The organism is Streptomyces akebiae (assembly GCF_019599145.1).
Classification (GTDB): Bacteria; Actinomycetota; Actinomycetes; order Streptomycetales; family Streptomycetaceae; genus Streptomyces; species Streptomyces akebiae.
Genome location: NZ_CP080647.1, coordinates 2376307 through 2397971 on the forward strand (window position 1 = coordinate 2376307; position 21665 = coordinate 2397971).

18 protein-coding genes are annotated in these 21665 nt (G+C 73.2%); 5 read left to right on the plus strand and 13 right to left on the minus strand.

Features of this window, described 5'->3' with window-relative positions; genetic code table 11:
- The first annotated feature begins 167 nt into the window (after positions 1-167).
- The gene (locus K1J60_RS10335) at positions 168-1421 is read left to right on the plus strand and encodes a M14 family zinc carboxypeptidase (RefSeq protein ID WP_220645955.1); all 1254 of its coding nucleotides are present in this window, start codon (positions 168-170) and stop codon (positions 1419-1421) included.
- A gap of 98 nt (positions 1422-1519) precedes the next feature.
- On the opposite strand, the gene K1J60_RS10340 is transcribed toward K1J60_RS10335, so the two are convergent.
- The 3 genes from K1J60_RS10340 to K1J60_RS10350 all read right to left on the minus strand — a co-directional run bounded on the left by K1J60_RS10340 (position 1520) and on the right by K1J60_RS10350 (position 4036).
- Positions 1520-1927 (minus strand): SSI family serine proteinase inhibitor, encoded by a 408-nt coding sequence (locus tag K1J60_RS10340; RefSeq protein WP_220645956.1) that lies wholly within the window; start codon positions 1925-1927, stop codon positions 1520-1522.
- Positions 1924-3291 carry a M14 family zinc carboxypeptidase gene (locus K1J60_RS10345; protein ID WP_259407655.1) on the minus strand — a complete coding sequence of 456 codons (1368 nt, stop codon included), beginning with the start codon at positions 3289-3291 and terminating at the stop codon, positions 1924-1926. The genes K1J60_RS10340 and K1J60_RS10345 overlap by 4 nt, the downstream gene beginning before the upstream one ends.
- A 193-nt stretch (positions 3292-3484) precedes the next feature.
- Positions 3485-4036 (minus strand): DUF1707 and FHA domain-containing protein, encoded by a 552-nt coding sequence (locus K1J60_RS10350; RefSeq protein ID WP_033529479.1) that lies wholly within the window; start codon positions 4034-4036, stop codon positions 3485-3487.
- Between the two features lie 201 nt (positions 4037-4237).
- Between K1J60_RS10350 and treZ the strand changes: the two genes are divergently transcribed.
- Positions 4238-5983: a malto-oligosyltrehalose trehalohydrolase gene (treZ, locus tag K1J60_RS10355; protein ID WP_220645958.1), complete on the plus strand. Its 1746-nt coding sequence runs from the start codon at positions 4238-4240 to the stop codon at positions 5981-5983.
- Between the two features lie 139 nt (positions 5984-6122).
- Here the strand turns inward: treZ and K1J60_RS10360 are convergent, their stop codons facing one another.
- From K1J60_RS10360 to K1J60_RS10370, 3 genes are all read right to left on the minus strand, one after another.
- Positions 6123-7061 (minus strand): aminoglycoside phosphotransferase family protein, encoded by a 939-nt coding sequence (locus tag K1J60_RS10360; RefSeq protein WP_220645959.1) that lies wholly within the window; start codon positions 7059-7061, stop codon positions 6123-6125.
- A 71-nt stretch (positions 7062-7132) separates the two neighbouring features.
- Positions 7133-8206, minus strand: coding sequence for an aminopeptidase P family protein (locus K1J60_RS10365; protein ID WP_220651398.1), 1074 nt, complete (start codon positions 8204-8206; stop codon positions 7133-7135).
- Between the two features lie 228 nt (positions 8207-8434).
- On the minus strand, positions 8435-9055 hold the full coding sequence (locus K1J60_RS10370) for a LysE family translocator (RefSeq protein ID WP_220645960.1): 621 nt from the start codon (positions 9053-9055) through the stop codon (positions 8435-8437).
- Between the two features lie 188 nt (positions 9056-9243).
- Here K1J60_RS10370 and K1J60_RS10375 point away from each other — a divergent pair, with 188 nt between their 5' ends.
- Complete coding sequence (locus K1J60_RS10375; RefSeq protein ID WP_220645961.1) at positions 9244-9999, plus strand: phosphodiesterase; 756 nt, start codon at positions 9244-9246, stop codon at positions 9997-9999.
- A gap of 46 nt (positions 10000-10045) precedes the next feature.
- On the opposite strand, the gene K1J60_RS10380 is transcribed toward K1J60_RS10375, so the two are convergent.
- Together K1J60_RS10380 and K1J60_RS10385 are read right to left on the minus strand one after the other, a co-directional pair.
- Positions 10046-10684 carry a hypothetical protein gene (locus K1J60_RS10380; RefSeq protein ID WP_220645962.1) on the minus strand — a complete coding sequence of 213 codons (639 nt, stop codon included), beginning with the start codon at positions 10682-10684 and terminating at the stop codon, positions 10046-10048.
- A gap of 92 nt (positions 10685-10776) precedes the next feature.
- The gene (locus K1J60_RS10385) at positions 10777-11649 is read right to left on the minus strand and encodes a LysR family transcriptional regulator (RefSeq protein WP_033529495.1); all 873 of its coding nucleotides are present in this window, start codon (positions 11647-11649) and stop codon (positions 10777-10779) included.
- A gap of 98 nt (positions 11650-11747) precedes the next feature.
- Here K1J60_RS10385 and K1J60_RS10390 point away from each other — a divergent pair, with 98 nt between their 5' ends.
- Entirely contained in the window at positions 11748-12575 is an 828-nt protein-coding gene (locus K1J60_RS10390; RefSeq protein ID WP_220645963.1) for a CTP synthase C-terminal region-related (seleno)protein, read from the plus strand.
- 16 nt (positions 12576-12591) lie between these two features.
- Here the strand turns inward: K1J60_RS10390 and cyc2 are convergent, their stop codons facing one another.
- From cyc2 to K1J60_RS10410, 4 genes are all read right to left on the minus strand, one after another.
- Entirely contained in the window at positions 12592-14799 is a 2208-nt protein-coding gene (gene cyc2, locus K1J60_RS10395) for a germacradienol/geosmin synthase Cyc2 (RefSeq protein WP_220645964.1), read from the minus strand.
- Between the two features lie 159 nt (positions 14800-14958).
- Positions 14959-16137: a damage-control phosphatase ARMT1 family protein gene (locus K1J60_RS10400; protein WP_220645965.1), complete on the minus strand. Its 1179-nt coding sequence runs from the start codon at positions 16135-16137 to the stop codon at positions 14959-14961.
- On the minus strand, positions 16130-16828 hold the full coding sequence (locus tag K1J60_RS10405; RefSeq protein WP_259407656.1) for a hypothetical protein: 699 nt from the start codon (positions 16826-16828) through the stop codon (positions 16130-16132). The genes K1J60_RS10400 and K1J60_RS10405 overlap by 8 nt, the downstream gene beginning before the upstream one ends.
- 137 nt (positions 16829-16965) lie before the next feature.
- The gene (locus K1J60_RS10410) at positions 16966-18786 is read right to left on the minus strand and encodes a S8 family peptidase (protein WP_220645966.1); all 1821 of its coding nucleotides are present in this window, start codon (positions 18784-18786) and stop codon (positions 16966-16968) included.
- Positions 18787-19170: 384 nt separating this feature from the next.
- Between K1J60_RS10410 and K1J60_RS10415 the strand changes: the two genes are divergently transcribed.
- A complete protein-coding gene (locus tag K1J60_RS10415) occupies positions 19171-20259 on the plus strand; it encodes a lytic polysaccharide monooxygenase auxiliary activity family 9 protein (protein ID WP_259407657.1) in 1089 nt (362 codons plus the stop codon).
- Positions 20260-20364: 105 nt separating this feature from the next.
- Here the strand turns inward: K1J60_RS10415 and K1J60_RS10420 are convergent, their stop codons facing one another.
- Positions 20365-21018: a Tat pathway signal sequence domain protein gene (locus K1J60_RS10420; protein ID WP_220645967.1), complete on the minus strand. Its 654-nt coding sequence runs from the start codon at positions 21016-21018 to the stop codon at positions 20365-20367.
- Positions 21019-21665 lie beyond the last annotated feature (647 nt).

Sequence of the window (21665 nt, forward strand, 5' to 3'; positions counted from 1 at the left end):
CGCCTCCCGCGACGGGGGCGGCGGGGAGCGACGGCTCCCGTACCGGATGACGGTGAATGCGACTGGGCGCCCCTGGGAGCCGCCCCTTCCGCGCGAGGACACTGGGTACGTCCCCCGCTCGGCCCGGCCGGGCGCGCGGACTCTGATGCCAGGCGGACGGGACGGGGGTGGGTCTGCTGTCGGAACTCGGATATCCCACGGTCGCTGAACTGGAGTCGGCCGCGAGAACACTGGCGGCCCGTCGGCCGGGGCTGTGCGCACTGCGGAGCATCGGCTGCTCGCGTGCCGGCCGCCCGCTGCGGCTGCTGTCCGTGGGGCACGCGAGACACGCCGTCCTGGTCGTCGCGGGCGCCCACGCCAATGAGCCGACCGGCGGTTCCACAGTGCTCGCCCTGGCCGAACGGGTGGTGCGGGAACGGGCCTTGCGGTCCGGAGTGTCCTGGCACTTCGTGCTCTGCGCGGACCCGGACGGGGCGAGCCTGCACACCACCGCCCTGCCGCGCACGCTCCTCGACTACCACCTCGGGTTCTTCCGGCCGGCCGGGCCCGAGCAGCCGGAGTGGTCGCCGTCCGTGCTGCCGCCGGACCGGCTGCCGCCCGAGACGCACGCCCTGATGGGGGTGCTGGACGAGCTGCGGCCCTACCTCCAGGTGACCCTGCACGGCACCGATCTGGGCGGCAGCTGGGTGCAGTTGACGAAGGACGTGCCGGGGCTCGCCGAGCCGTTCGCCAAGTCCGCGGCCGAGTTGGGCATACCGGTGGAGAGAGGCGCCTCCGACGCCGCGGGCTGGCCCGTCTCCGGGCCCGGGGTGTTCGTGATGCCGCGGCCCGGCGGCCTCGCGGCGTACCCGAGCATGCCGGACGACGCCCGGCACAGCACCTGGTACCACGCCCACCGGTACGGCGGTCTGACGGCGGTCGTCGAGGTGCCGATGTGGGCGAGCGACCTGGTGGACGACACGGCCCCGCACCCGGCCCCGGCGGCGGCGCTGCGGCACCTGGCCCGGCGGCTCCTGACGGACGCGGGCCGGGTGGAAGGGGTCCTCGCCGAGGCGCTGCCCCGGCTGCCGGGCCCCGAGGGACCGCTGCTGCGGGCCGCCCGGTGGGCGCTGGCGCTGGTGCCCGGGCTGGCCCGGGACTGGAGGGACGGGCCGCCGCCGGATCTGTCGACGGCGTACGTGGGCAGTGTGGACGCCTTCGGGCGGCGGCTTCCGCTGCGGGCGGCGGCGATGCTGTTGCGGGTGCTGAGGGAGACCGACGACCCGGGGGCGCCCCTCCTGGAAGACCTCGTCGCCGAGTGGTGCGAGTCCTTCTCCGACCGGTTCCGTGCGCGGTGGGTGCCGGTGGGCGACCAGGTGGAGCATCAGGTTCGTACGGTGCTGGCGGCCGCGTCGTGTGCGCGGGGCGGGGCGGGGACCTGAGCGCGCCCACCGCTGCGCCTCGTCGCGCCGACGGACAGCCGCGGGCCGTCCCTGGCCGGTCGCGCGCTTGCCCGCACCCCTGAGAGATCCGGTGGCCGTCAGTCCGGCAGGGCGAACACCGCTCCCGTGCGGGCCTCCATCACGCACGGGTTCGCGAACGTCTGCTCGTAGGTGACCGGCCTGCCGCTCCACTGGCCCTCCGCCGTGGCCCGCACGGGGGCGTAGATCTCGGTGCAGATGGAGTTCCGGTGGGGGATGCGGGTGATGTCGCCGTCGGTCCGGCGGAGTTCCGCGCAGGCCTGGGCGGCTCGGCCGTGGCCCTGGGGCGGGTCGCAGAGAAGGAGGGTGCCGCGGGTGTCGGAGGAGCGGTCGTCGCCCCGGGTGAGGGTGACGTAGAGCCAGTCGCCCTGGACGGCGCTCGCGCGGTCGGGGGCCGAGGCGCCGAGGGTGAGGAGGGCGAGGGCGGCGAGCAGTCCGCCGCGTACCGCGTGGGTGGGGTTCGTCATTCCCGGTGCATCGGCACGGCGGGCTCGGAACTCCATCCCTGCTCACCCGAATGGGAGCCCGCACGGGTGTCCGGGCAGGGCGGCTGCGGGGCGGGCCCCGGCAGGTGCGGGCGCCCGGCCGCCAGTTCGAACGCGGCGAGGACGACGCGGGCCTGGTACTCCGCCTGGCGGGCGACGGGGATCCAGCGGGCCCCGTAGCCGTCCCGGTAGTCGGCGCACCACTGGTCGATCAGGCGGTCCAGCGCGGGCAGTGCGCCGACCGGGTCGTGCCCGGCGCGGGTCACCAGCTGGTGCAGCAGGCCGGCGGTGCGCAGGGCGACCCGGCGGCCGGAGATGGCGAGGGTGGTGAGCCTGGCGGTGTCGAGCGGGGGCAGCGGCCGGGCGGCGCCGTCGTGGACGTCGGGGTCCCAGGAGTCGGCGAGGCCCGGTCCGACGAGGACGTAGTCGTCGACCGGGGCGAGGAACCGGGCCGCGTCCGGGGCGCCGCACACCAAGGGGCGGACGCGGGTGAGGAGGTCCTCCAGGCACCGGGTGTCACGGCGCAGGCCACGGCTGACGGTGCGCAGTACGGCGTCGGCGTCGGGCGCGGGGGAGGCGTCCTCCACGGCGGCCACGCCCCACATCGGCGCCTCGACGACGGCGGTGACCGTGCCGTGGCGGTGCGGGTGGAACCAGGTGGACTCGACGGCCGCCTCGGTGATGGCGGCGGCCAGATCGCCCCGGCGCGGGGGCGGGATGCGGTAGACGGCGGGGCCGAGGCAGGGCCAGTACAGCGTGTCGTACGGCCTCAGCTCGCGCGGGATGCCGAGGCGGGCGGCGACGTGGGCGACGCGCTCGGCGAGGCCCGGCAGGTCCCGGGTCAGTTCGACGAAGCCGCCGCCCACGTCGACGCCGTGCAGCGAGCACTGGAAGAAGGGCCGCAGTTCGTCCTGGAGGTCGAGCAGGGCGCGGGTCTCCGGCAGCACGGCGCCGGCCGCGCCGTCGGGCAGCCACTCGGGCTGTTCCAGGAAGCCGGGGCGGAAGAAGTGCCGGAAGTGGTGGCCGAGGGTGTACGGGCCGCGCAGCCAGCCCTCGTTGCGGCGGGAGCCGTCGGGGTCGAGGCTCAGCAGCAGGTTCCAGGTGGTGTCGGCGGCGTCGCTCAACCGGGGGTCGGCCAGGGCCCGTTCGGCGAGCCGGAGGACGGTGGCGCCGCCCACGGGCTCGTTGGCGTGCGGGCCGGCGACGATCAGGGTGTGGCGGCCGCCGCGTCCGACGGAGAGCAACCACATCGGTGTGCCCGCCCGTGAGGTGCCCACGCGGCGCAGTCGGGCGCGGTGCGGATGTCGGGCGACGAGTGCGGCGGCGCGGGCGTACAACTCGTCCACGGTCGGATAGCGGAGGAGTGGCGGCAGGGCGCACCTCCACGAATGTGGCGCCGTCGGTTCACCTGGTGTGCATGGTGTAGGCACAGTCAGTCACGGCCGAGAACATACGTCAACACCCTGGAACGGAAGGAAAGTTGACAAACTCGCTGCGTAAATCCCAGGCCAGAGCTTTGCCGTGGGGTCGGTCACAAGGTCATTCGGAGGAGAGGCGGAAGACCATACGGCCGAAACTCACCTGATCGCCGTCCCGGACGACGGCCGCGCCGATCACCCGACGGCCGTTGACGGTGGTGCCGTTGGTGGAGCCGAGGTCGCGCAGGATCCACATACCGCCCTGTCGGCTCAGCTCGGCGTGCACCCGGGAGACCGTCTCGTGGCTGAGCCGGAGCCCGCTCGCCGGATCGCGGCCTATGCGCAGGGCGTGGCCGCTCGCCGGGTGCGGCAGCTGGAGCTTGGGGAGCCGCTCGGCCTGCCAGGCCCGGCGCAGCTTCACGCCGAAACCGGAGACCCGCCCCACGGTGCCGAGCACCAGCCGGGACCAGCGGTTCTCGACGGGCAGGTCGGCGGTGAGCGCGGCGAGTTCGTCGGAGCGGCGGGCGGTGAGCGCCAGCTCCATCCGCCGGATGAACGTGTCGTGCGACAGGCGGCCCAGCGCGACGCCGTCACGGAGCACCCTCAGCGCGCGGTCGCGCTCCGCGTCCGACAGCCGCGCGGGGTACGTGTGGAACTCGAAGGACGACGTCACGCTGGTGATTGTCGGTCAGCGAGGCGGGAGGTGTCCAGACAACCCGTGAACGGTGACCATCTGCGGACATGCGGGAGGACGGTACGACTCGCGCGGCAAAAGAGCCGATCGTGGCGCGCGTCGATCTCGTTTGCAGCACGATGGACGAGTAACCCCCTGACTACCCAGGAACACGACCGGCAGCCGAGGGAGAACCGTTCCGTGCAGTTCGAGGTGTGGGCACCGCAGGCCGACCGTCTGACCCTCCACCGGGCGGGCGCCACGCACGCCATGGAGCGCGATCCGCAGCGGCCGGGCTGGTGGACGGCCGAGGCGGAGGCCGCGGACGGCACACGCTACGGATTCGCCGTCGACGACGGCCCGGTGCGCCCCGACCCGCGCTCGCGCCGCCAGCCGGACGGCCCCGACGGGCTGAGCGCGGTCGTCGACCAGGGTCGGTACACCTGGCGTACGGAGTGGTCCGGGCGCGGGCTGCCGGGCGCGGTCCTCTACGAGCTGCACGTCGGCACGTACACCCCCGAGGGCACCCTGGACGCCGCGTCCGAACGCCTCGGACACCTTGCCGAACTGGGCGTCACCCACGTCGAGTTGATGCCACTGTGCCCCTTCCCCGGGACACACGGCTGGGGTTACGAGGGGGTCTCGCTCTGGGCCGTGCACGAACCGTACGGCGGGCCCGAGGCGCTGAAGCGGTTCGTGGACGCGGCGCACGCGCTGGGCCTCGGGGTGGTGCTCGACGTCGTGCACAACCATCTGGGCCCCTCCGGCAACTACCTGCCCGTCTTCGGGCCGTACTTCACCGAGCGGCACCACACGCCGTGGGGCGCGGCGGTCAATCTCGACGCGCCCGGCTCGGACGAGGTGCGGGCGTACTTCCGGGAGAGCGCGCTCGCCTGGCTGCGCGACTACCGCCTGGACGGCCTGCGGCTGGACGCGGTCCACGCGCTGAAGGACACCCGTGCCCTGCACTTCCTGGAAGAGCTGTCGACGGCGGTGGACGCGCTCGCCGAGGAGGTGCGCCGACCGCTGTTCCTGATCGCCGAGTCGGACCTCAACGACCCACGTCTCGTCACCCCCCGCGCGCAGGGCGGACTGGGCCTGCACGCCCAGTGGAACGACGACTTCCACCACGCCCTGCACACCACGCTGACCGGCGAGTCCCAGGGCTACTACGAGGACTTCGCGCACGCCGGTCCGGCGGGCCTGGCGAAGACCCTGACGGGCGGCTTCTTCCACGACGGCACGTACTCGTCCTTCCGCGAGCGCCGCCACGGCCGTCCCCTGGACCGTACGAGCGTCTCCGCGCACCGGCTGCTGGGCTACACCCAGACCCACGACCAGATCGGCAACCGCGCCCAGGGCGACCGGCTCGCGGCGACCCTCTCCCCCGGTCTGCTGGCCTGCGCGGCGGCGCTCGTCCTCACGGGCCCCTTCACGCCGATGCTCTTCATGGGCGAGGAGTGGGCCGCGTCCACGCCCTGGCAGTTCTTCACCGACCACACCGATCCGGAGCTGGCGGAGGCCGTACGGCGGGGCCGGCGCCGGGAGTTCGCGGAGCACGGCTGGGCGGAGGAGGACGTCCCCGACCCCCAGGACCCCGCGACCCGGGCCCGCTCCTGCCTCGACTGGTCCGAACTCCCGCGCGAGCCCCACGCCCGCGTCCTGTCCTGGTACCGCACCCTCATCGCCCTGCGCCACTCCCTGCCCGACCTCTCCGACCCCGATCTCTCCGACGTCAAGGTCGCCTTCGACGAGGAGACCCGGTGGTTCGGCTTCCGCCGGGGCGACGTCCTCGTGGCGCTGAACCTGGGCAAGGAGACGGCCACGATCCCGCTCGGGGTGCCCCACGCACGCGTCCTCGCGGCCTGGGATCCCGTGGAGGCGCCGGGGACCGACGGAGTGCTGACCCTGGGCGGGGAGTCGTGCGTGGTGCTGACGATGGCGTGAACCGGGCCGCGGGCCCTACAGGGGCGCGGGGAACTGCGCGGTCGGCCACACGCGGCCCGCGGTGGCCGTAGGACGGGCACCCCCGAGCCCTTGGGCGCCCCTGGCCGGTCCGCGCCCCTGTTCAAGTCCGCGCCCGTCCTCAGTCCTCGCCCCGCAGATCCGTCACCCGCTCCAGCAGGATCGGCTCCCAGGTGCGCCGCAGACGGTGGCGGAGGACCGGCAGGGGTGTGGTGGCCCGGCCCCGCAGACCGTCGGCGAGGTGGACGACCGTGTCGCAGCGGGCCAGCCAGAGGCCGCGCAGACAGGGGCGGGCGCCGTAGCCGGCCAGGGTCGCGGCGCGGACGGCGGCCGGTGAGCCGACGGCCGCGGCGAGGCCGGCGATGTCCTCGGCGGGATCGCCGACGGCCGCGTCGGTCCAGCCGAGCACCCCCCGGACCCGGCCGTCGGCGCTGACGACGAGGTGGTCGCCGGTGAGCCCGTGGTGGACCAGGACGGCGGCCGGCGCCGTCAGCTGCGCCGCCGTCGCCGACGTCAGCTGTCCGAGCCGCGCCGCGTCGAACTCGTCGGCCTCCGCGAGACTCCGCGCCGCACGCGCCGCCGCCGTGCGCAGCGTCTCCAACGTTCGCGGAGCAAGCCGCGGCACCCCGAGCTGTTCGGTCTGTCGCAGCGGCACCTCGCGCAGCCCCGTGAGGAGCGCCGCCAGATCGGCCTCGCCCACGGCGGACACCTCGTGCTCCTCGGCCGTGCCCCCGGGCAGCCGTGTGTCGAGCGTGTAGGTGAGCCCGCCGGACCACTCGCCGTGCGCGACGCTCACCGGGACGGCGACGCCGATGTGCGGGCGGACCAGGTCCCGCAGCCGCAGTTCGCGTCGTTGCCGCCCGACGCCGTGCCGGTCGGTCGCGAGGCGCAGCACATGGCGGGTGCCGACCCACCAGGTGCCGTGCGTGTCGTCCCCGGCGACGGGTCGCACGTCGGGGCCGTCGCCGCCCTTGCCGCCGGGCTTGTCCTCCCCGTTCTTCAGCAGGGAACGGACCAGCCGGCGGACACTGTCCGCGGTGGGTGTCGGTGCCTGGGTCATGGTCGCGCCGTCGTCCGGGGTCGGGAGATCTGGAGATCTGGGGAGTGGGAGAGCAGGAGAGAGCGGGCCGGTCAGTCGACTATCGCCATCTCCCTCGGGGTGTTGTTGAGGCGTCGGCCGCCGTCCTCCGTGACCGTCACGATGTCCTCGATGCGGACCCCGAAACGGCCCGGCAGATAGACGCCGGGTTCGACCGAGAAGCACATGCCGGGCACCAGGGGCCGTTCCTCCCCCTCGATCATGTAGGGCGGTTCGTGGGTGGTGACGCCGATGCCGTGCCCCGTGCGGTGGATGAAGCGGTCGCCGTACCCGGCCTCGGTGATGACCGCGCGGGCGGCCCGGTCGACGTCCTGGCAGGCCGCGCCGGGCCGTACGGCACGGAACCCCGCCTCCTGGGCGGCCCGCACGACGTCGTGCACCTCGCGCTCCTCGGCGGCCGGTTCGCCGACGTGGACCGTGCGGGAGGTGTCGGAGCCGTAGCCGTCCTTCAGCCCGCCGAAGTCGAGGACCACCATGTCGCCGTGCCCGATGACCCGGTCGCCGGCCTCGTGGTGCGGGTTGGCGCCGTTCGGTCCCGAGGCGACGATGGTGAAGTCCACCTGGGAGTGCCCGAACCGCCGCAGCAGATCGGCGAGATCGGCGGCGACGTCGGTCTCGCGGCGCCCGGCGAAGGGCACCTGGCGGATCTCCTCGTACGCCCGGTCGGCCGCCGCGCCCGCCGCCGCCATCCGCGCCAGCTCGGCCGCGTCCTTCACGGCCCGGAGCAGGGGGAGCGCCTCGGTGAGCGCGACGTACGTCGTGTCCGGCAGCCGACGCCGCAGTCCCAGCAGGTGCAGTGCCCAGGTGTTGTCGCTGACGCCGAAGCGGCCGCGTGGGCCGAGGACGGAGACGGCCGCCGCGTAGGGGTCCTCCCCGTCGGTCCAGTCGCGCAGCGTCAGCGCGGGTCCGCCGGGCGCCTCGGCGGCGTCGGGGGCCTCCAGGGTCGGCACCACCAGCACCGGGTCCTCGCCCTCGCGCAGCACCAGCATCGTCAGCCGCTCGGTCTCGGGCGGCCGGTGCCCCGTCAGCCACACCAGGTCGGGGCCGGGCGCGACCAGCAGACCGTCGAGCCCGGAGTCCGCCGCGGCCCGCGCCGCGCGCCGCATCCGGGCCCGGTAGTCGTCGGTGGTGAAGGCGGCGGGCGGCGCATCGGGCGGGAGGGCCGTGGGCCCGGCGTCGGGCGTGGCGGTCGCGGTGCCGTCGCTGGGCGTGCCGGTCATCCATGCCTCCGCGTGCTCGGAGTTCCCTGGGGCTACGGGCAGCATCCTGCCCCTCCGCCGCAGTACACGCGAGCCGATTGGCGCGTGGCGTCAACCGTCGTACATGCCCGCGCGTCAGCTCTCCAGCGCGAGACGGGCGCCGAGGAGCAGCAGCACGCCGCCGGAGACCTGCTCCAGCCGCCGCCGCACTCCCGCGCGCGACAGCACGGCCCTCATCCGGCCGACGAACCAGACGTAGAGGCCGTAGTAGCCGATCTCGTGGACCGCCCACAGCGCGGCGAGCCCCACCATGGTGGGCAGATGGGGCGCGCCCTCGGGCACGAACTGCGGCAGGAACGACATCGCGAAGATCGCCGCCTTGGGGTTGGCGAGGTTGAGCAGCAGCCCGCCGCGATACGACGCCCAGCCGCTCTTCTCGGCCGCCTCCCCCACGTTCTCCGGCTGCCCCTTCGTCCGGCGCGCCTGCCACAGGGTCTGCGCGCCGAAGACGACGAGGACGATCGCGCCGACGATCCGCATCACGTCGTACGCCAGCTCGGAGGCGGCCAGCAGCGCGGTCAGGCCGAACGCGGCGACGACGCCCCAGACGAAGACACCGGTCTCGTTGCCGAGCACGGTCAGGAGGCCGGAACGCCTGCTGCGCAGGGACTCCCTGATGATCAGCACCGTGCTGGGGCCGGGCGAGGCGGCGATCAGGGTGCAGGCGCCGAGGAAGGCGAGAAGGGTGCTCAGCATCCCGCCATCGTGCCCGTGGCTCGGCGGGTCCGGCCAGCGCGTTTCCACGGTGCCGTCCGCGCGGTCCGCGCCGTCCGCGACCCCTCTCCGGCCACCCCGACTAACGCTTGCAGGTTGCTTCTCCATTAGAACTAATGCTTGTATTCGATCGTTCCATTAAGGCAACGCCCCGAGGGAGGCGTACGACGATGCTCGTACTCGCGCACATCAGTGATCTGCATCTGGACGGGAGCGAGCGGGCCACCCGGCGGGCCGAGCGGGTACGGGATCTGCTGTGGGGGCTGCCGGGACCGGTGGACGCGCTGCTGGTGACCGGGGACATCGCGGACCACGGCACGGAGGCCGAGTACGAGGAGGCGGCCCGTCTGCTGGGGCTGCGCGAGGGCGGGGCGCCCTTCCCGGTGCTGACCTGCCCGGGCAACCACGACAGCCGGGCGCCCTACCGCAAGGCGCTCCTCGGGGAACCGCCCGCCGACGGACCGGTCAACGGCGTGCACGTCTTCGCGGACGCGGCCGTGCTGATGTGCGACTCCAGCATCCCGGGCCAGGACGACGGCGAGCTCGACGCGCAGACGTACGCCTGGATCGAGGAGACCCTGGACGGACTCGACGGCGACCGGCACGTCCTGCTCGCCTTCCACCACCCGCCGGTGGCGCTCCACCACCGGCTGCCGGACGGGTACCGGCTGGGCCAGCCCGCGAAGCTCGCCCGACTGCTGGGGCGCCGGCCGGAGATCGCGGGGATCATCACCGGCCACGCCCACACACCGGCCGCCACCGCCTTCGCCGGGCGTCCGCTGGTCGTCGGCCCCGGCGTCACCTGGACGCTGCGGCTGCCCTGGGAGGGCGACGCGGTCGCGGACCGGGAGGCACCGCCCGGGCTCGCGTTCCATGTCCTGGACGACGAGGGGCGGCTGACCAGTCACTTCAGAGTGGCCGTGTAGACGTTCGCCGAACGGCGGCACGAGCGGTGAGGGCGGCGCGAGCCCGTCAGGTCACGACGCCCGGTACGGCGACCAGGTGCCGCCGGGTGCCGTTCGCGTGCCGCACGAGGAGCTTCAGGGCCACCCCGGAGCGCGCGGCGGCGACGGCCCGCGCGAGGTCGGCGGCCGAGCCGGTCCGGGTGCCGCCCAGGGCGAGGACGGTGTCGCCACGGACCAGACCCGCCGCGTAGCCGGGGCCGGGGACGTGGACACCGACGACGAGGGCGCCGCCGCCCAGTGCGCCTGCGGGAGCGTCGACGGCTTCGACACCGAGCGTGGGGCGGGTGGGCGCGCCGATGGCAGGCGGCACCGAACTCCCCTCACCCTGCACCGACTTGGGTACGCCGTCCCGCGCCCGGCCGTCGGCGTCCGGGCGGACGGAAGCGCCCGGCGCGCCCGGTGCACCAGGCGCCCGGTCCCGCAGCTCGGCGAGCCTGCTCATGCCGATCACCGTGGCGCCCATCGTGCCCAGCCCGACCCCCGAGAGGACCAGGGCCGCGCAGGTGACCAGGGTCAGCAGCAGGGTGATCAGGCGTTGCCGGGCGCGTCGGGGTGCGGCGTGCGGGCGCCGGGCGGTGCCCGACGGACGGTCGCCGCCGGACTCCCCGCCGGGCATGGGCTTGGGCCGCAACGCGGTCTGTTCCATGGTGTCGCCACCTCCGGCCGGAGACCTACCCGGGGCACCACGGCTCGACGAGCCACGAACGAGTGAGACTGACGCCCCGTCACATGGAGCGTTCACAGCGGCCGCGGGTCGGTCAGCTCCCGCACCAGTGCCGCCGCCGCCCCGCCGGGCGTTCCGCCGTGGACGATCTCCGTACGGTGCACGAGACGGGGCGCGACGAGCGGGACGGCGACCGCGCCGGGGACGTCGGAGGCGAAGCCGCGCGGCAGGACGGTCAGTCCGTGTCCGGCGGCGGCGAGGGTGGTGAGGGTGCGCAGGTCGGTGCCCTCGTAGCGGAGGGCGGTGCGGACACCGCCGGTACCGCTCGCGGTGCGGAGCCGGTCCAGCGGGAGCCCGGCGCCGGGGGCGTCGAGCCAGCGGGCGTCGACGAGGTCGGTGAGGCGGAGGCCGGGGCGCCGCGCGAAGGGGTGACCGGCGGGGAGCAGGACGCAGACGGGTTCCTCGCCGACGCCCCGGGTGGTCAGGGGTGCCACGTCGGGGAGCCGGAGGGGGTCGCTGGGGGCGGCGAGCCCGTCGACCAGACCGAGGTCGGCGGCGCCGGTGGCGACGGCCGCCGGAATCTCGTCGCGGGCGAGGGTCCGCAGGGTCACCCCGGCGGCGGGCAGCGCGGCGACGACACGGGGGCCGAGTGCCGTCGGGGTCACCGCGAGCGTCAGCCCGTGCTCGGGCGCGGACGCGATCCGTACGACGTCGGCGCGGGCGGCCTCCAGACGCAGCAGCAGGGGGCCGGCGTGTTCGAGCAGCCGCTCGCCGGCCGCCGTGGGCAGGACGGGGCGCCGGGTCAGCAGCGGGGCACCGAGGTCCTGCTCCAGCGACGCGATGTGCTGGGACACCGCGGACTGGGTGTAGCCCAGCTCGCGCGCGGCCTCGGAGAAGGAGGCGAGCCGGGCCACGGTGACGTACGTGCGCAACAGATGCGGATCCATGGCGGACAGGATCGCCCACCGGTCCATCAGAGATGCTTATGGGGGATGCGGAAATCATCGTTGGACGTGAAGTGGGGGCCGCGCCCAGGATGACGGGCATGACGAACGACGCGGCGCAGTCCGCCTCTTCCCGTACCGTCCCGTCCGCCTCGCACGCCCGGTCGGGCCAGTCCATCCTGTCGGCCCAGTCCGTCCTGTCGGCCCGGTCCGCCCGGCTGGCCCTCGTCGGCGACCGGTCACCCGACGTCGTCTCGCACAGCCGGATCCCGCTCCTCCTCGACGCGCTCGCCGGACAGGACCGGCTGGTCCTCGACGCGTACTGGATCCCCTCCGAGGACGCCGAGGCCGACGCGGCGGCCGTACGGGGGTTCGACGCCGTATGGGTGGTGCCCGGCAGCCCGTACCGCAGTGAGGCCGGGGTGCTCTCCGCCATCCGGACCGCACGGGAGGAGGGCGTCCCGTTCCTCGGCACGTGCGGTGGCTTCCAGCACGCGCTGCTGGAGTACGCCCGGCACAGGTGCGGGCTCACCCGGGTCGCGCACGCCGAGACCGACCCGGACGCCGAGGACTTCCTGATCGAGCCGCTCGCGTGTTCCCTGGTCGGGCACGAGGGGACGGTCGTCATCGAGCCCGGCTCGCTCGCGCAGTCCGTGATGAACGCCGAACGGTCGGTCGAGCGGTACTTCTGCGCGTACGGTCCGACCCGTCACCTCGACACCCTGCGCGCACACGGTCTGCGGTTCTCCGGGCACGACGAGGACGGGCACGTCCGGATCGCCGAACTCCCGGACCACCCCTTCTTCCTGGCGACGCTCTTCCAGCCGGAGCTGGCCGGTGACGGCAGCCGTCCGCACCCGATCGTGCGCGCGTTCGCCCGGGCCGCGGTCGAGCACGCGACCCGGGCGGCGGCACGCCGGCCGGCGTGAACCGACCGTCTCCCGCTCAGCCGGCGTGCACCGGGGTGAAGGACAGCACCGGTGGCCGGTCCGGGACGAAGCCGTGGGCCCGGCGGGCGAGGAACTCGGGCTTGTACCGGTCGACGCGCCGGTGCCAGTTGAGGATGCCGGACAGCCAGTTCCGCAGGTCGGTCACATAGCCGTCCATGATGGTGCGGGCCTCCCGCGACAGCGCGAAGTCGTCGTAGACGACCGGGAGTTCATGGGCGACGACATGCTCGAACTGCTGCATTCGCTGGGTCATCAGGTCATGGATCACACCGAGCGCGGTCGGGTAGTCGCAGCCGAAGAAGTGCTGCACGACGAGGATCGCGTTGTGGACCTCGCCCTCGTACTCGATCTCCTTCTGGTAGGAGAAGACGTCGTTGACGAGGCACGCGTAGTCGATGGCCGCGTTCTCCAGGGAGCGGACGGGGCCGCTGCGGTAGACCGCGTCCGGGATCTGTGGGCCGTGGCCCATCCGGCACATGCTCAGGGTGAGGTCGGAGCCGAAGGTGGCGCGTCGCATCTCCAGGTAGTCGACGGGGTCGGGGACCCGGTTCTGGATCTGGTTGAACACCTCCCACACCCAGCTCTCCGTCATCTTGTCGACGGACGCCTTCAGGCCGCGCCGCTCGTCGGGGGTCATCGCCGCCGTCGTGCGGGACCAGAGGTCGATCAGGCCCCGTTCCATGGCGTTGGCCGGGACCGGGACCTGCTCACCGTCGACGGGCATGCAGTCGGAGAGCCGGGCTGTGGTCAGGCGTGCGGCGGCGAGATCGCGGCGGTGTCCGAAGACGAGGGGGTAGTAGTCGTCGCCGTAGGTGCCCCAGGCCAGCCAGGCGGAGCTGAGGTCGAGTTGCTCGGCAGTCGCGTCCGGGTCGAGGCCCGCCGAGCAGAGCGGCAGGTCGGCGGCGGCGAGCCGCTCCTCGTCCCAGACGCCCTCGCTCAGCATGCCCATCTCGTGCATCCACGCGGTGAGACGGGGGCGGGCGCCGTCCAGGTGCGGGCAGAGCTCCACCTCGAACGGCATGTGGAAGTCCGGGAGCAGGGAGGGCCCGACCTTCTGGTAGGGCACATGGGTGTGGGCGCGCAGCCGTTCCGCCGCGGCGGTCGCGAGGAGGGCACCCACGTCGGCGGCGGACGTGCCGAACCCGGCTCGGGCCACCAGGGCGGGCCCGGAGAGGACCGCGCCGCCGAGGTCGAGCGGGCCGCGCGCGGAGGTGGCGCCCTCGTTCATGTAGCGGCTGGACCTCATGTGCCACTCGTGGCCGCCGGACTGCCAGTCCTGGAGCCCTTTCGTATAGGCCGCGACGGCGGCGACCTCGGCCGGGGTGAGGCCCTTCTCCAGGGCCAGGCCGGGGACTTCGGTGAGCGCGGTGTTCTCGAACTGGTGGAGCCGGGAGGTCAGGATGTCGTTGACGGTCTCGGCGGCCTGCTGGGTGCCGCAGCCGAAGAAGGTCTCCAGGACGAGGACGCCGTTGCTGTTCTCGCCCTCGTCCTCGACCTCCCGCTGGTACGAGAACAGGTCGTTGCGCAGGTGGACGGCGTCGGAGAACGTCTCCATCAGGACCCGGAGCGGTCTCGATCCCGCGACGGCGGCCGGGACTTCGGCGGTCGCGTACTCGACGAGACCGGCCGACCAGGGCGCGCCGCCGACCTTGCGGCGCATCTCGATGTACTCGACCGGGTTGGCGATCCGGCCCTCGTTAATGTTGGACAGCTCCCACATCGACTCGTTCAGCAGGTGCTCGGTGGCCACGGCGAAACGACGGCGCCAGTCCATCGACATCGACGGCACCGTGCGCGCCCAGAGGTCGGCGAGGCCCGCCTCCACCGGGTTCCGCGGCTCCGGTACGGGGGTCGAGAGGTCCAGGGGCATGAAGAGCGGGAGCCGGTCGAGGTGTGCCTTGCCGCCGGGGCGGTCCTGGGACCGCTTGTAGAACTCCAGGAAGTGATCGTCGAAGAAGAACACCCACACGTACCAGTCGGTGATGAGCGAGAGCGCCGGACCGTCGCAGTCGGGGTGGGTGTAGGCGCACAGCAGGCCGTAGTCGTGCGCGTCGAGGTCCGCCTGGTTCCACACGCCGGAGCCCTCCAGCATGCCCATCTCCCGGGCCCACGCGGAGGAATGGGCGCGGGCCTCTTCGAGGTGGGGGTTCAGCCGCGCGGGATACGGCAGGTAGAAGTGCGGGAGTTCGAACGGCTGCGTCATGGCCGGGCCCTACCCGTGGCCTCGGGCGGGCATCCGGACAGGGGCACATGATCACACCATCGCGTGAACCTCGCTGGTTTCACGCCCATGTGCGGGGCGCGGTGGGGGTTGGTCGCAGCGGTTCCCCGCGTCCCGTGAGAAGGCGGACCACCTCATCCGTCAGGTCCTGAGCTGGATCACGGCCCTGGTCCCGCTGGTGCGCCAGCGCCGGCCCTCGGTCGTGGTGAGGGTGGTCTCCGTTTCGGGGGTCAGGCCTGTGACGACGTCCGACTTGAGGGTGCGGAGGGCTGCCACGGGGCCGGGGAAGTAGGAAGTGACCTCGGTGAAGGGGGTGGTCGGATGCCAGAGGCGGTCGCCCACCAGGCGGCGGTAGTTGAGGTCGCCCTTCATCAGGGTCAGGTCGGCGGAGGCGAAGTCCGCGCGCAGGTCGGCGGGCATGTCCGCGTAGGGCAGCGGGGCGCAGGAGAAGGGGTGGGCGCGGAGGGTCAGGCGGCCTTCGGAGAGGGCGCTGTGGAGGCGGTGCCCCGCGTCGGTCTTCGCCGCGACCAGGTGGCGCACCGCGTCGAGGGTGTCGGCGGTGGTGGCGTCCGAGACGAAGTACGGGTACGGCTTCAGGTGCAGCAGGGCGCGGTCGAAGTGGCCGTGGGTGAGGAGGTGGTCGACGAGCAGGAGGTCGGGGATCAGTTCGCGGCCCGCGTTGTCGGCGACCAGGCAGAGGGTCCTGCCGGCGGGGCCGGTGCCGCGCGCGTGCGGGTCGGGTGCCGTTCCCGTCAGCAGCGGGAGCAGTGCGTCGCTGTCGTCCACGACCAGAGGGGAGTCGACCGCCGTCCCCTCGGTGCTCTGGAGACGGAAACCGAGGTCCGCCCGGTTGCCCCAGAGGGAGCCGTGGAGGAGGGCGCTGAGCTGGTCGGGCAGGGGTTGTTCCGACAGGGGGCCGAGGGCGGCCAGTTCGGCGGCGGCCTCGGGAGTGTCCAGTTCGGCCAGTTTGAAGGGGCGGAACGGGTCGACTCCCTGCCAGGGGCCGGGGCCGAAGTAGCCCACGGCGCGCAGGAGTTGACGGTAGAAGCAGCTCTCGGCGGCCAGGAAGGGGAGGGAGAACCAGGAGCGGCCGGCGTAGCGGCGGGCGTTCCAGGTGTCCCACCAGGCGTCGTCGGCCGGTGCTTCGACGGTGCCGTGGAGGGTCTCGTGCAGCAACGCGTCGAGGGCGCGGCGCTGTTCGGGTCCGTAGGGCGTGGCGTCCTGGACCTTGCGGACGAGGGCGGGGTGCCGTTCGGCGAGGACACTGTGCGGGAAGGAGGCCGGGTCCGCGCAGTCGATCACGGGAGCGGTGTCAGGCATGACCGGGGGTCCCTCCGGGGGCGGTGGGGCCGAGCTGACCGGTGGGGTCGGCGGGGGTCCGGGGCGGGAGTTCCACCGTCCTCAGACGCTCGTCCATCTGCTTGTCGAAACCGGCCTCGGTCCAGACGTACTTCCTGAACTGGTCCGTCGTCAGCGGGCCCGGCCACGGGCTGCCGCTGGGGTAGAAGACGCTGTCGCAGGACGCGCAGTGGTGGGCGGGTTGCCAGAGCTCTTCGGCGCGGGGCCTGCCCGCCGCGACGGCTGCGCGTTCGCGGGACTCGCCGCCGATCACCCAGAGGGTGCCGACGAAGAGCAGCACGGCGAGGACGGCGCCGCCGATCGTGTAGGGGGGTTTGTCGTCCTGTACGCCGCTGTAGGCGAGTCCGGCGCCGATACCCGCCAGGACCATGCCTTCCAGGAAGTGCGCGAAACTGTCGAACCGGGTGTGCGTCCCCGGTGCCTTCGCCAGCCGGTCGGAGAGGCCGGAGGCCGGGGAGTCGGGGGCGGCGCAGGCTTCGGGAACCGTGCGCACTGCCGGGCCCGTGGCGCCGCAGCGGGGGCACGCCGTCACCACCGGGGCCGCGCCGAACGCACCGGCCGCCCCCGCGCCGGGTCCCCCGGCCGGGTTCTCGTGGGCTTCCCCGGGCCGGCCCCGGCCCGGCCCGGTCCCCTCGAACTTCTCTGTAGCCATGCGCACACGCTAACGCCCGGCGCGCATGCGCCGGCGGCCGACCGATGCCCGCTCGCATCGGTCGGCCGCCGGCAGTGGGGGGTGGCGGTCAGTCGGCCCGGCCGGTCAGCCGGGGCCCCGGGCCTGGCGGCCCGGAACTAGAAGGTCAGCTTCCAGCTGTTGAGCCGGCCGGTGTCCGCGGCGGCGACGTCCTGGACACGCAGCTTCCAGGTGCCGTTGGCGACCTCGCTGGAGGCGTTCACCGAGTAGGTGGTGACCAGGTTGTCGGCGGAGTCCGAGCTGGAGGCCTTCAGGCGGTAGGTCGAGCCGTCGGGGGCCACCAGGTCCAGGACCAGGTCACCGCGGTAGGTGTGGGTGATGTCCACGCCGACCTGGAGGGCCGAGGGGGCGTTGCCCGTGCGGCCGGTGACGGAGATCGAGGACTCGATCGCCGCGCCGTTGTCCGGGATGGAGACGGCCGTGGTGTTGGTGAAGGTGGTGCCCCCCGTGGAGCCCCCGTCGGAGCCACCGGTCACCGCCTGCACCGTCTTGGCCGCGTCGGCCAGGCCCGCGCCGCAGCCGCCCGAGCAGGTGCCGGGCAGAGCACGCGAGTTGGTCTTGATCGCGGACTCGATCTGGGCCGGGGTCAGCGCGGAGCTCGCCGACTTCAGCAGTGCGGCGAGGCCCGCGATGTGCGGGGCCGCCATGCTGGTGCCCTGGTAGTAGTCGTACGTCTCGCTGCTCGGGCCGGCGGTGCCGGTGTTCAGCGTGGACAGGATGCCGCCGGACTCGGTGGTGCGGGTCTCGCCGCCGGGGGCCGCGATGTCGACGACCGAGCCGAAGTTCGAGTAGTACGAGCGGGAGCCGGCGCGGTTGGTGGCCGCCACCGAGATCACGTTGTTGCAGCTGGCCGGCGAGTAGTTGGCCGCGTTGGCGTTGCTGTTGCCCGCCGCGACGACGACCGTGGTACCGCGGTTGACGGCGGCGTTGATCGCGCTCTGGGTCGCGGCGGTGCAGGCGCCGCCCCCGCCGAGGCTCATGTTGATGACCTTGGCGACGTTGGTGTTGGCGGGCACGCCGGAGACGCTGCCGCCGGACGCCCAGGTGATGGCGTCGATGATGTCGGAGTCGTAGCCGCCGCACTTGCCGAGCACGCGGACCGGGGAGACCTTGGCGCCGTAGGCGATACCGGCGACACCCTTGCTGTTGTTGGTGACGGCGGCGATGGTGCCCGCGACGTGCGTGCCGTGCCAGGAGGAGGTGGTGGCAGCCCAGTCGGCGGCGCACTCGTTGGTGGCGGTCCAGTCGCCCGGGTCGGCCGGGTTGCTGTCACGGCCGTTGCCGTCGTTGGAGACGGCGGTGTCGGCGATGAAGTCGTAGCCGCCGACGATGTTCGCGGCGAGGTCCGAGTGGGCGACGTAACCGGTGTCGATGACGGCGACCGTCACCCCGGTGCCGGTGGTCTTGTCCCAGGCGGCCGGCAGGTTCATGCCCGCGGTGGACTCGTAGAGGTCCCACTGCTTGGTGTACTCGGTGTCGTTCGGGGTGGCCATCGCCTTGTTCAGGCGGTCCGGGACGACATAGGCGACCTGCGGGTCCGCCCGGTACTCGGAGATGACGTCGGCGACGTCCGTCTTGGTGAGGTCCTCGCCCAGGTCGACGAGGGCCGCGCCACTGCCGAGCCGGCGCTGGAAGTCGAGGCTCTCGCCGGCCTCCTTGCCCTTGGCCGCGGCGTCTGCGTCGGCGGCCTTGTTCGAGGTGGCCTCGGCGGCGCCGGACTTGTAGCCGACGATGAGGCGCTCGGCGACGGTGCCGGGCGCGGCCTCGGTGGCACCGGCCACGGCGGGGGCGGCGTCGGCCTTCGCGGACGGGGCCTGGGCGACGGCGACCGAGGAGGTCATGCCGGCCACCAGGACGACGGAGACCGCGGCGACGGATATGAGCTTCTGTCCTGCGGTGCGAGAGGGAGAAGTACGCAAGGGCTTCGCCTTTCGTGGCCTGCTCATGTCAGGGGAGGAGCGGCAGAGAAGCGCTTCTTCATCGAAGCGGCGGGGGGTCCAGAAAGGGATGGCGCAAAGACCGGCCAGGCGCGAGCCGCCCACCAGGGGTTACCTGTGGTTCGGCTGTGCGATGACACTAGGCAAGGCCCAGGTCATGGGGATACGGGGAAAACCCTCGACCCCCGGGGAACTCCCCTATGACGCCCGGCAGTCGGGGTCCGATGTGCCGCTTCGCCGGGTTTGCCGAACCTCTCCCGCCGCACTGCGCATGGCCGGATCCGACCGGTCGAACGGGGGTGGGCCGTTGAACGCGGCACCCGTGGGTCCCGTACGACACCGTGGACCGTCACCCACTCGACCCCCATGGATCGGACGTACCGGATGTACCGCTTGTCCGCCCGCCGCGCGACCGCGCGTCACACGACCGGTTGCCGCGCCGGCGGCCGTCGTGGCACCGGCCTCCGCGCCGTCGTCACGACCGCCGCGGCCACCGTGGTGGCCCCTCTGCTTCTCACGGTGGGTGCCGGCGGACCGGCCTGGGCGCACGGTGCGCCGACGGACCCGGTGAGCCGGGTCTCGGCGTGCTCGCCGGAGGGCGGCAGCCGGGCCTCGGCGGCGTGCGAGGCGGCCGTCGCCGCCAACGGGGCGCCTTTCACCGCGTGGGACAACATGCGGATCGCCGGGGTGAACGGGCGGGACCGGGAGGTCGTCCCCGACGGGCGGTTGTGCAGTGGAGGGCTCGCGGCCTACAAGGGGCTCGACCTGGCCCGCGCCGACTGGCCCTCGACCCGCCTCTCCCCCGGTACCACGCTGGATCTGACGTACCGGTCGACGATCCCGCACACCGGGACCTTCAAGTTGTTCCTGACGAAGCCGGGGTACGACCCCACGAAGCCGCTGAAGTGGTCCGATCTGCCCGAGAAGCCGTTCGCCTCCGTCACCGACCCGCCGCTGCGCGACGGCTCTTACCGGTTCTCGGCGAAACTGCCGGCCGATCGGGCCGGGCACCATGTGCTCTACACGATCTGGCAGAACACGAGCACGGTCGACACCTACTACTCGTGCTCGGACGTGGTGTTCCCGGCGGCGAAGCAGGCCGACTCCGGTGCGGGCGGCGGGAGTTCGGAGAGGGCGCCGGCCGGGAGCGAGGAGACCGCGGCCGAGGATCCGACCGCCGGGAAGCCGGGCGACGAGAGGGCGGGCGACGAGAAGGCGGGGTCCGAGCCGGGCACGGCGGCGCCGACGCGGTCCACCGAGGCACCGGCCGCCGAACCCGGCGACGCCGGGGGCGACGCGCGGGCGGCCGACCCCGGCAGCCCCGTCGCCTCCACGAGCGACGAGAGCGGCACCTCCGTACCGCTGGTGGCGGGCGGCGCCACGGTCCTGGTGCTCACCGTGGGCGCCGCCCTCCACTTCCGCGGACGTGGGCGCCGCTCTCGCGTCGACGGCTGATCGGGCAAGCGACCGGGCCGCCGATCGAGGCGACTGGTCGGGCGACCGATCAGCGCCTCGGGCCGGTCACCGACCGCCGGACCGGTGACCGACCTGCTTGCGCGGTCAGTTGGTGAAGACCGTCGTGCCGCCCTGGGTGGTGTCCGTGACGGGCGCGTACTTCGCCGTGAAGTAGCCGTTGGCGAAGCAGAGCGAGGAACCGGAGGTCTTGGTGAAGGCCTGGGCGGTGAAGTTGATGCTGTTGTCGGTGTTGTCGGAGGTGCCGGTGATGCTGGGCGCCTGGTAGACGCAGTTGATGGTGCCCAGCAGCGTGCGCAGCACGACGGTGGTCTGCAGGACCGAGCCCGCGGCCGGGCTGACCGTGACGACGCCGTCCGAGGTGACGGTGGTGGTGTAGGGCAGGTTGTTGACCGTGACGCTGTTGACGCCGGTCACACCGAAGACGTTGCTGGTGCAGCTGCCGAAGGTGTGCGCGTCCACGGTCTCGGTGGCGGTGCCGGGCGCCGCCGGGTTGTCGGTGACCGTGGCGGTGAAGGTCGACGCGGCACAGGAGACGCCGCTCGTGCCCGTCGCGCTGGAGTAGAACGTGGCGGCCGTGCCGGAGGCCAGCGAGGCGCTGAGGACGTCGCCGACCGCGACCGCGTCGCCGGCGGGACCGCCGGTGGTGAGCACGGTGTCGGCGGCGGAGGCGGGGCTGATGGCCGACACCATCAGGGCGGCGGTGCCGGCGGCGAGGGCAAGGAGGGATCGCGTACGCATGGGGGTGCCTCTTCTCGGGATGTGAGGGCCGACAAGGCCCTCGGAAGGTGCGGGTGAGCAGCCCTCGACGGCGCGTGGGCTGCGGTGAGTGCGCGCGAGTGGTCATCGTTCGCGTGGGGGAACGCGGCGATGCCGCAGGGCGCCGTACGGTCGCTGTCGATCCGTGGCACGCCTTCTCCGTACGTGACGGATCGACAGCGACAGCCGGGGACCGGAACACGGCCCGGTGGAGGGGAAGGCGACCGTGCCCGGCACCGCGGCGAGGGGTGGTGCCGCGTGGGCCGCGCAGCGTGTTCAGGTGATCACCCACACCCCGTCGGCGACGGGGAGTTCGGGACGGTGACAGGCGCTGCGCGTCGGATCCGGCGCCACGGATCCGTGGGGGAAACCCGGGAGAGTTGTAGACCTGATGAAGAGTCAACGTCAATACATCACAACGAAGTTGATGACAGCGGACCACCTCGGGGTTGGCCGAAATCAACGCCCTCCGGAGGCAAAACCAAAGGTGAGAGATGTTCAGCTTTCACAGGGACAGCACAACCAACATCCTTTTGCCACAAGCACCTTGACCCTTGAATGTAACCACCGGTAACTTCCGGAATGGCTACTGCGGCGTAGCAAGTAAGCCCTTGCACCTCGGGAGGTGC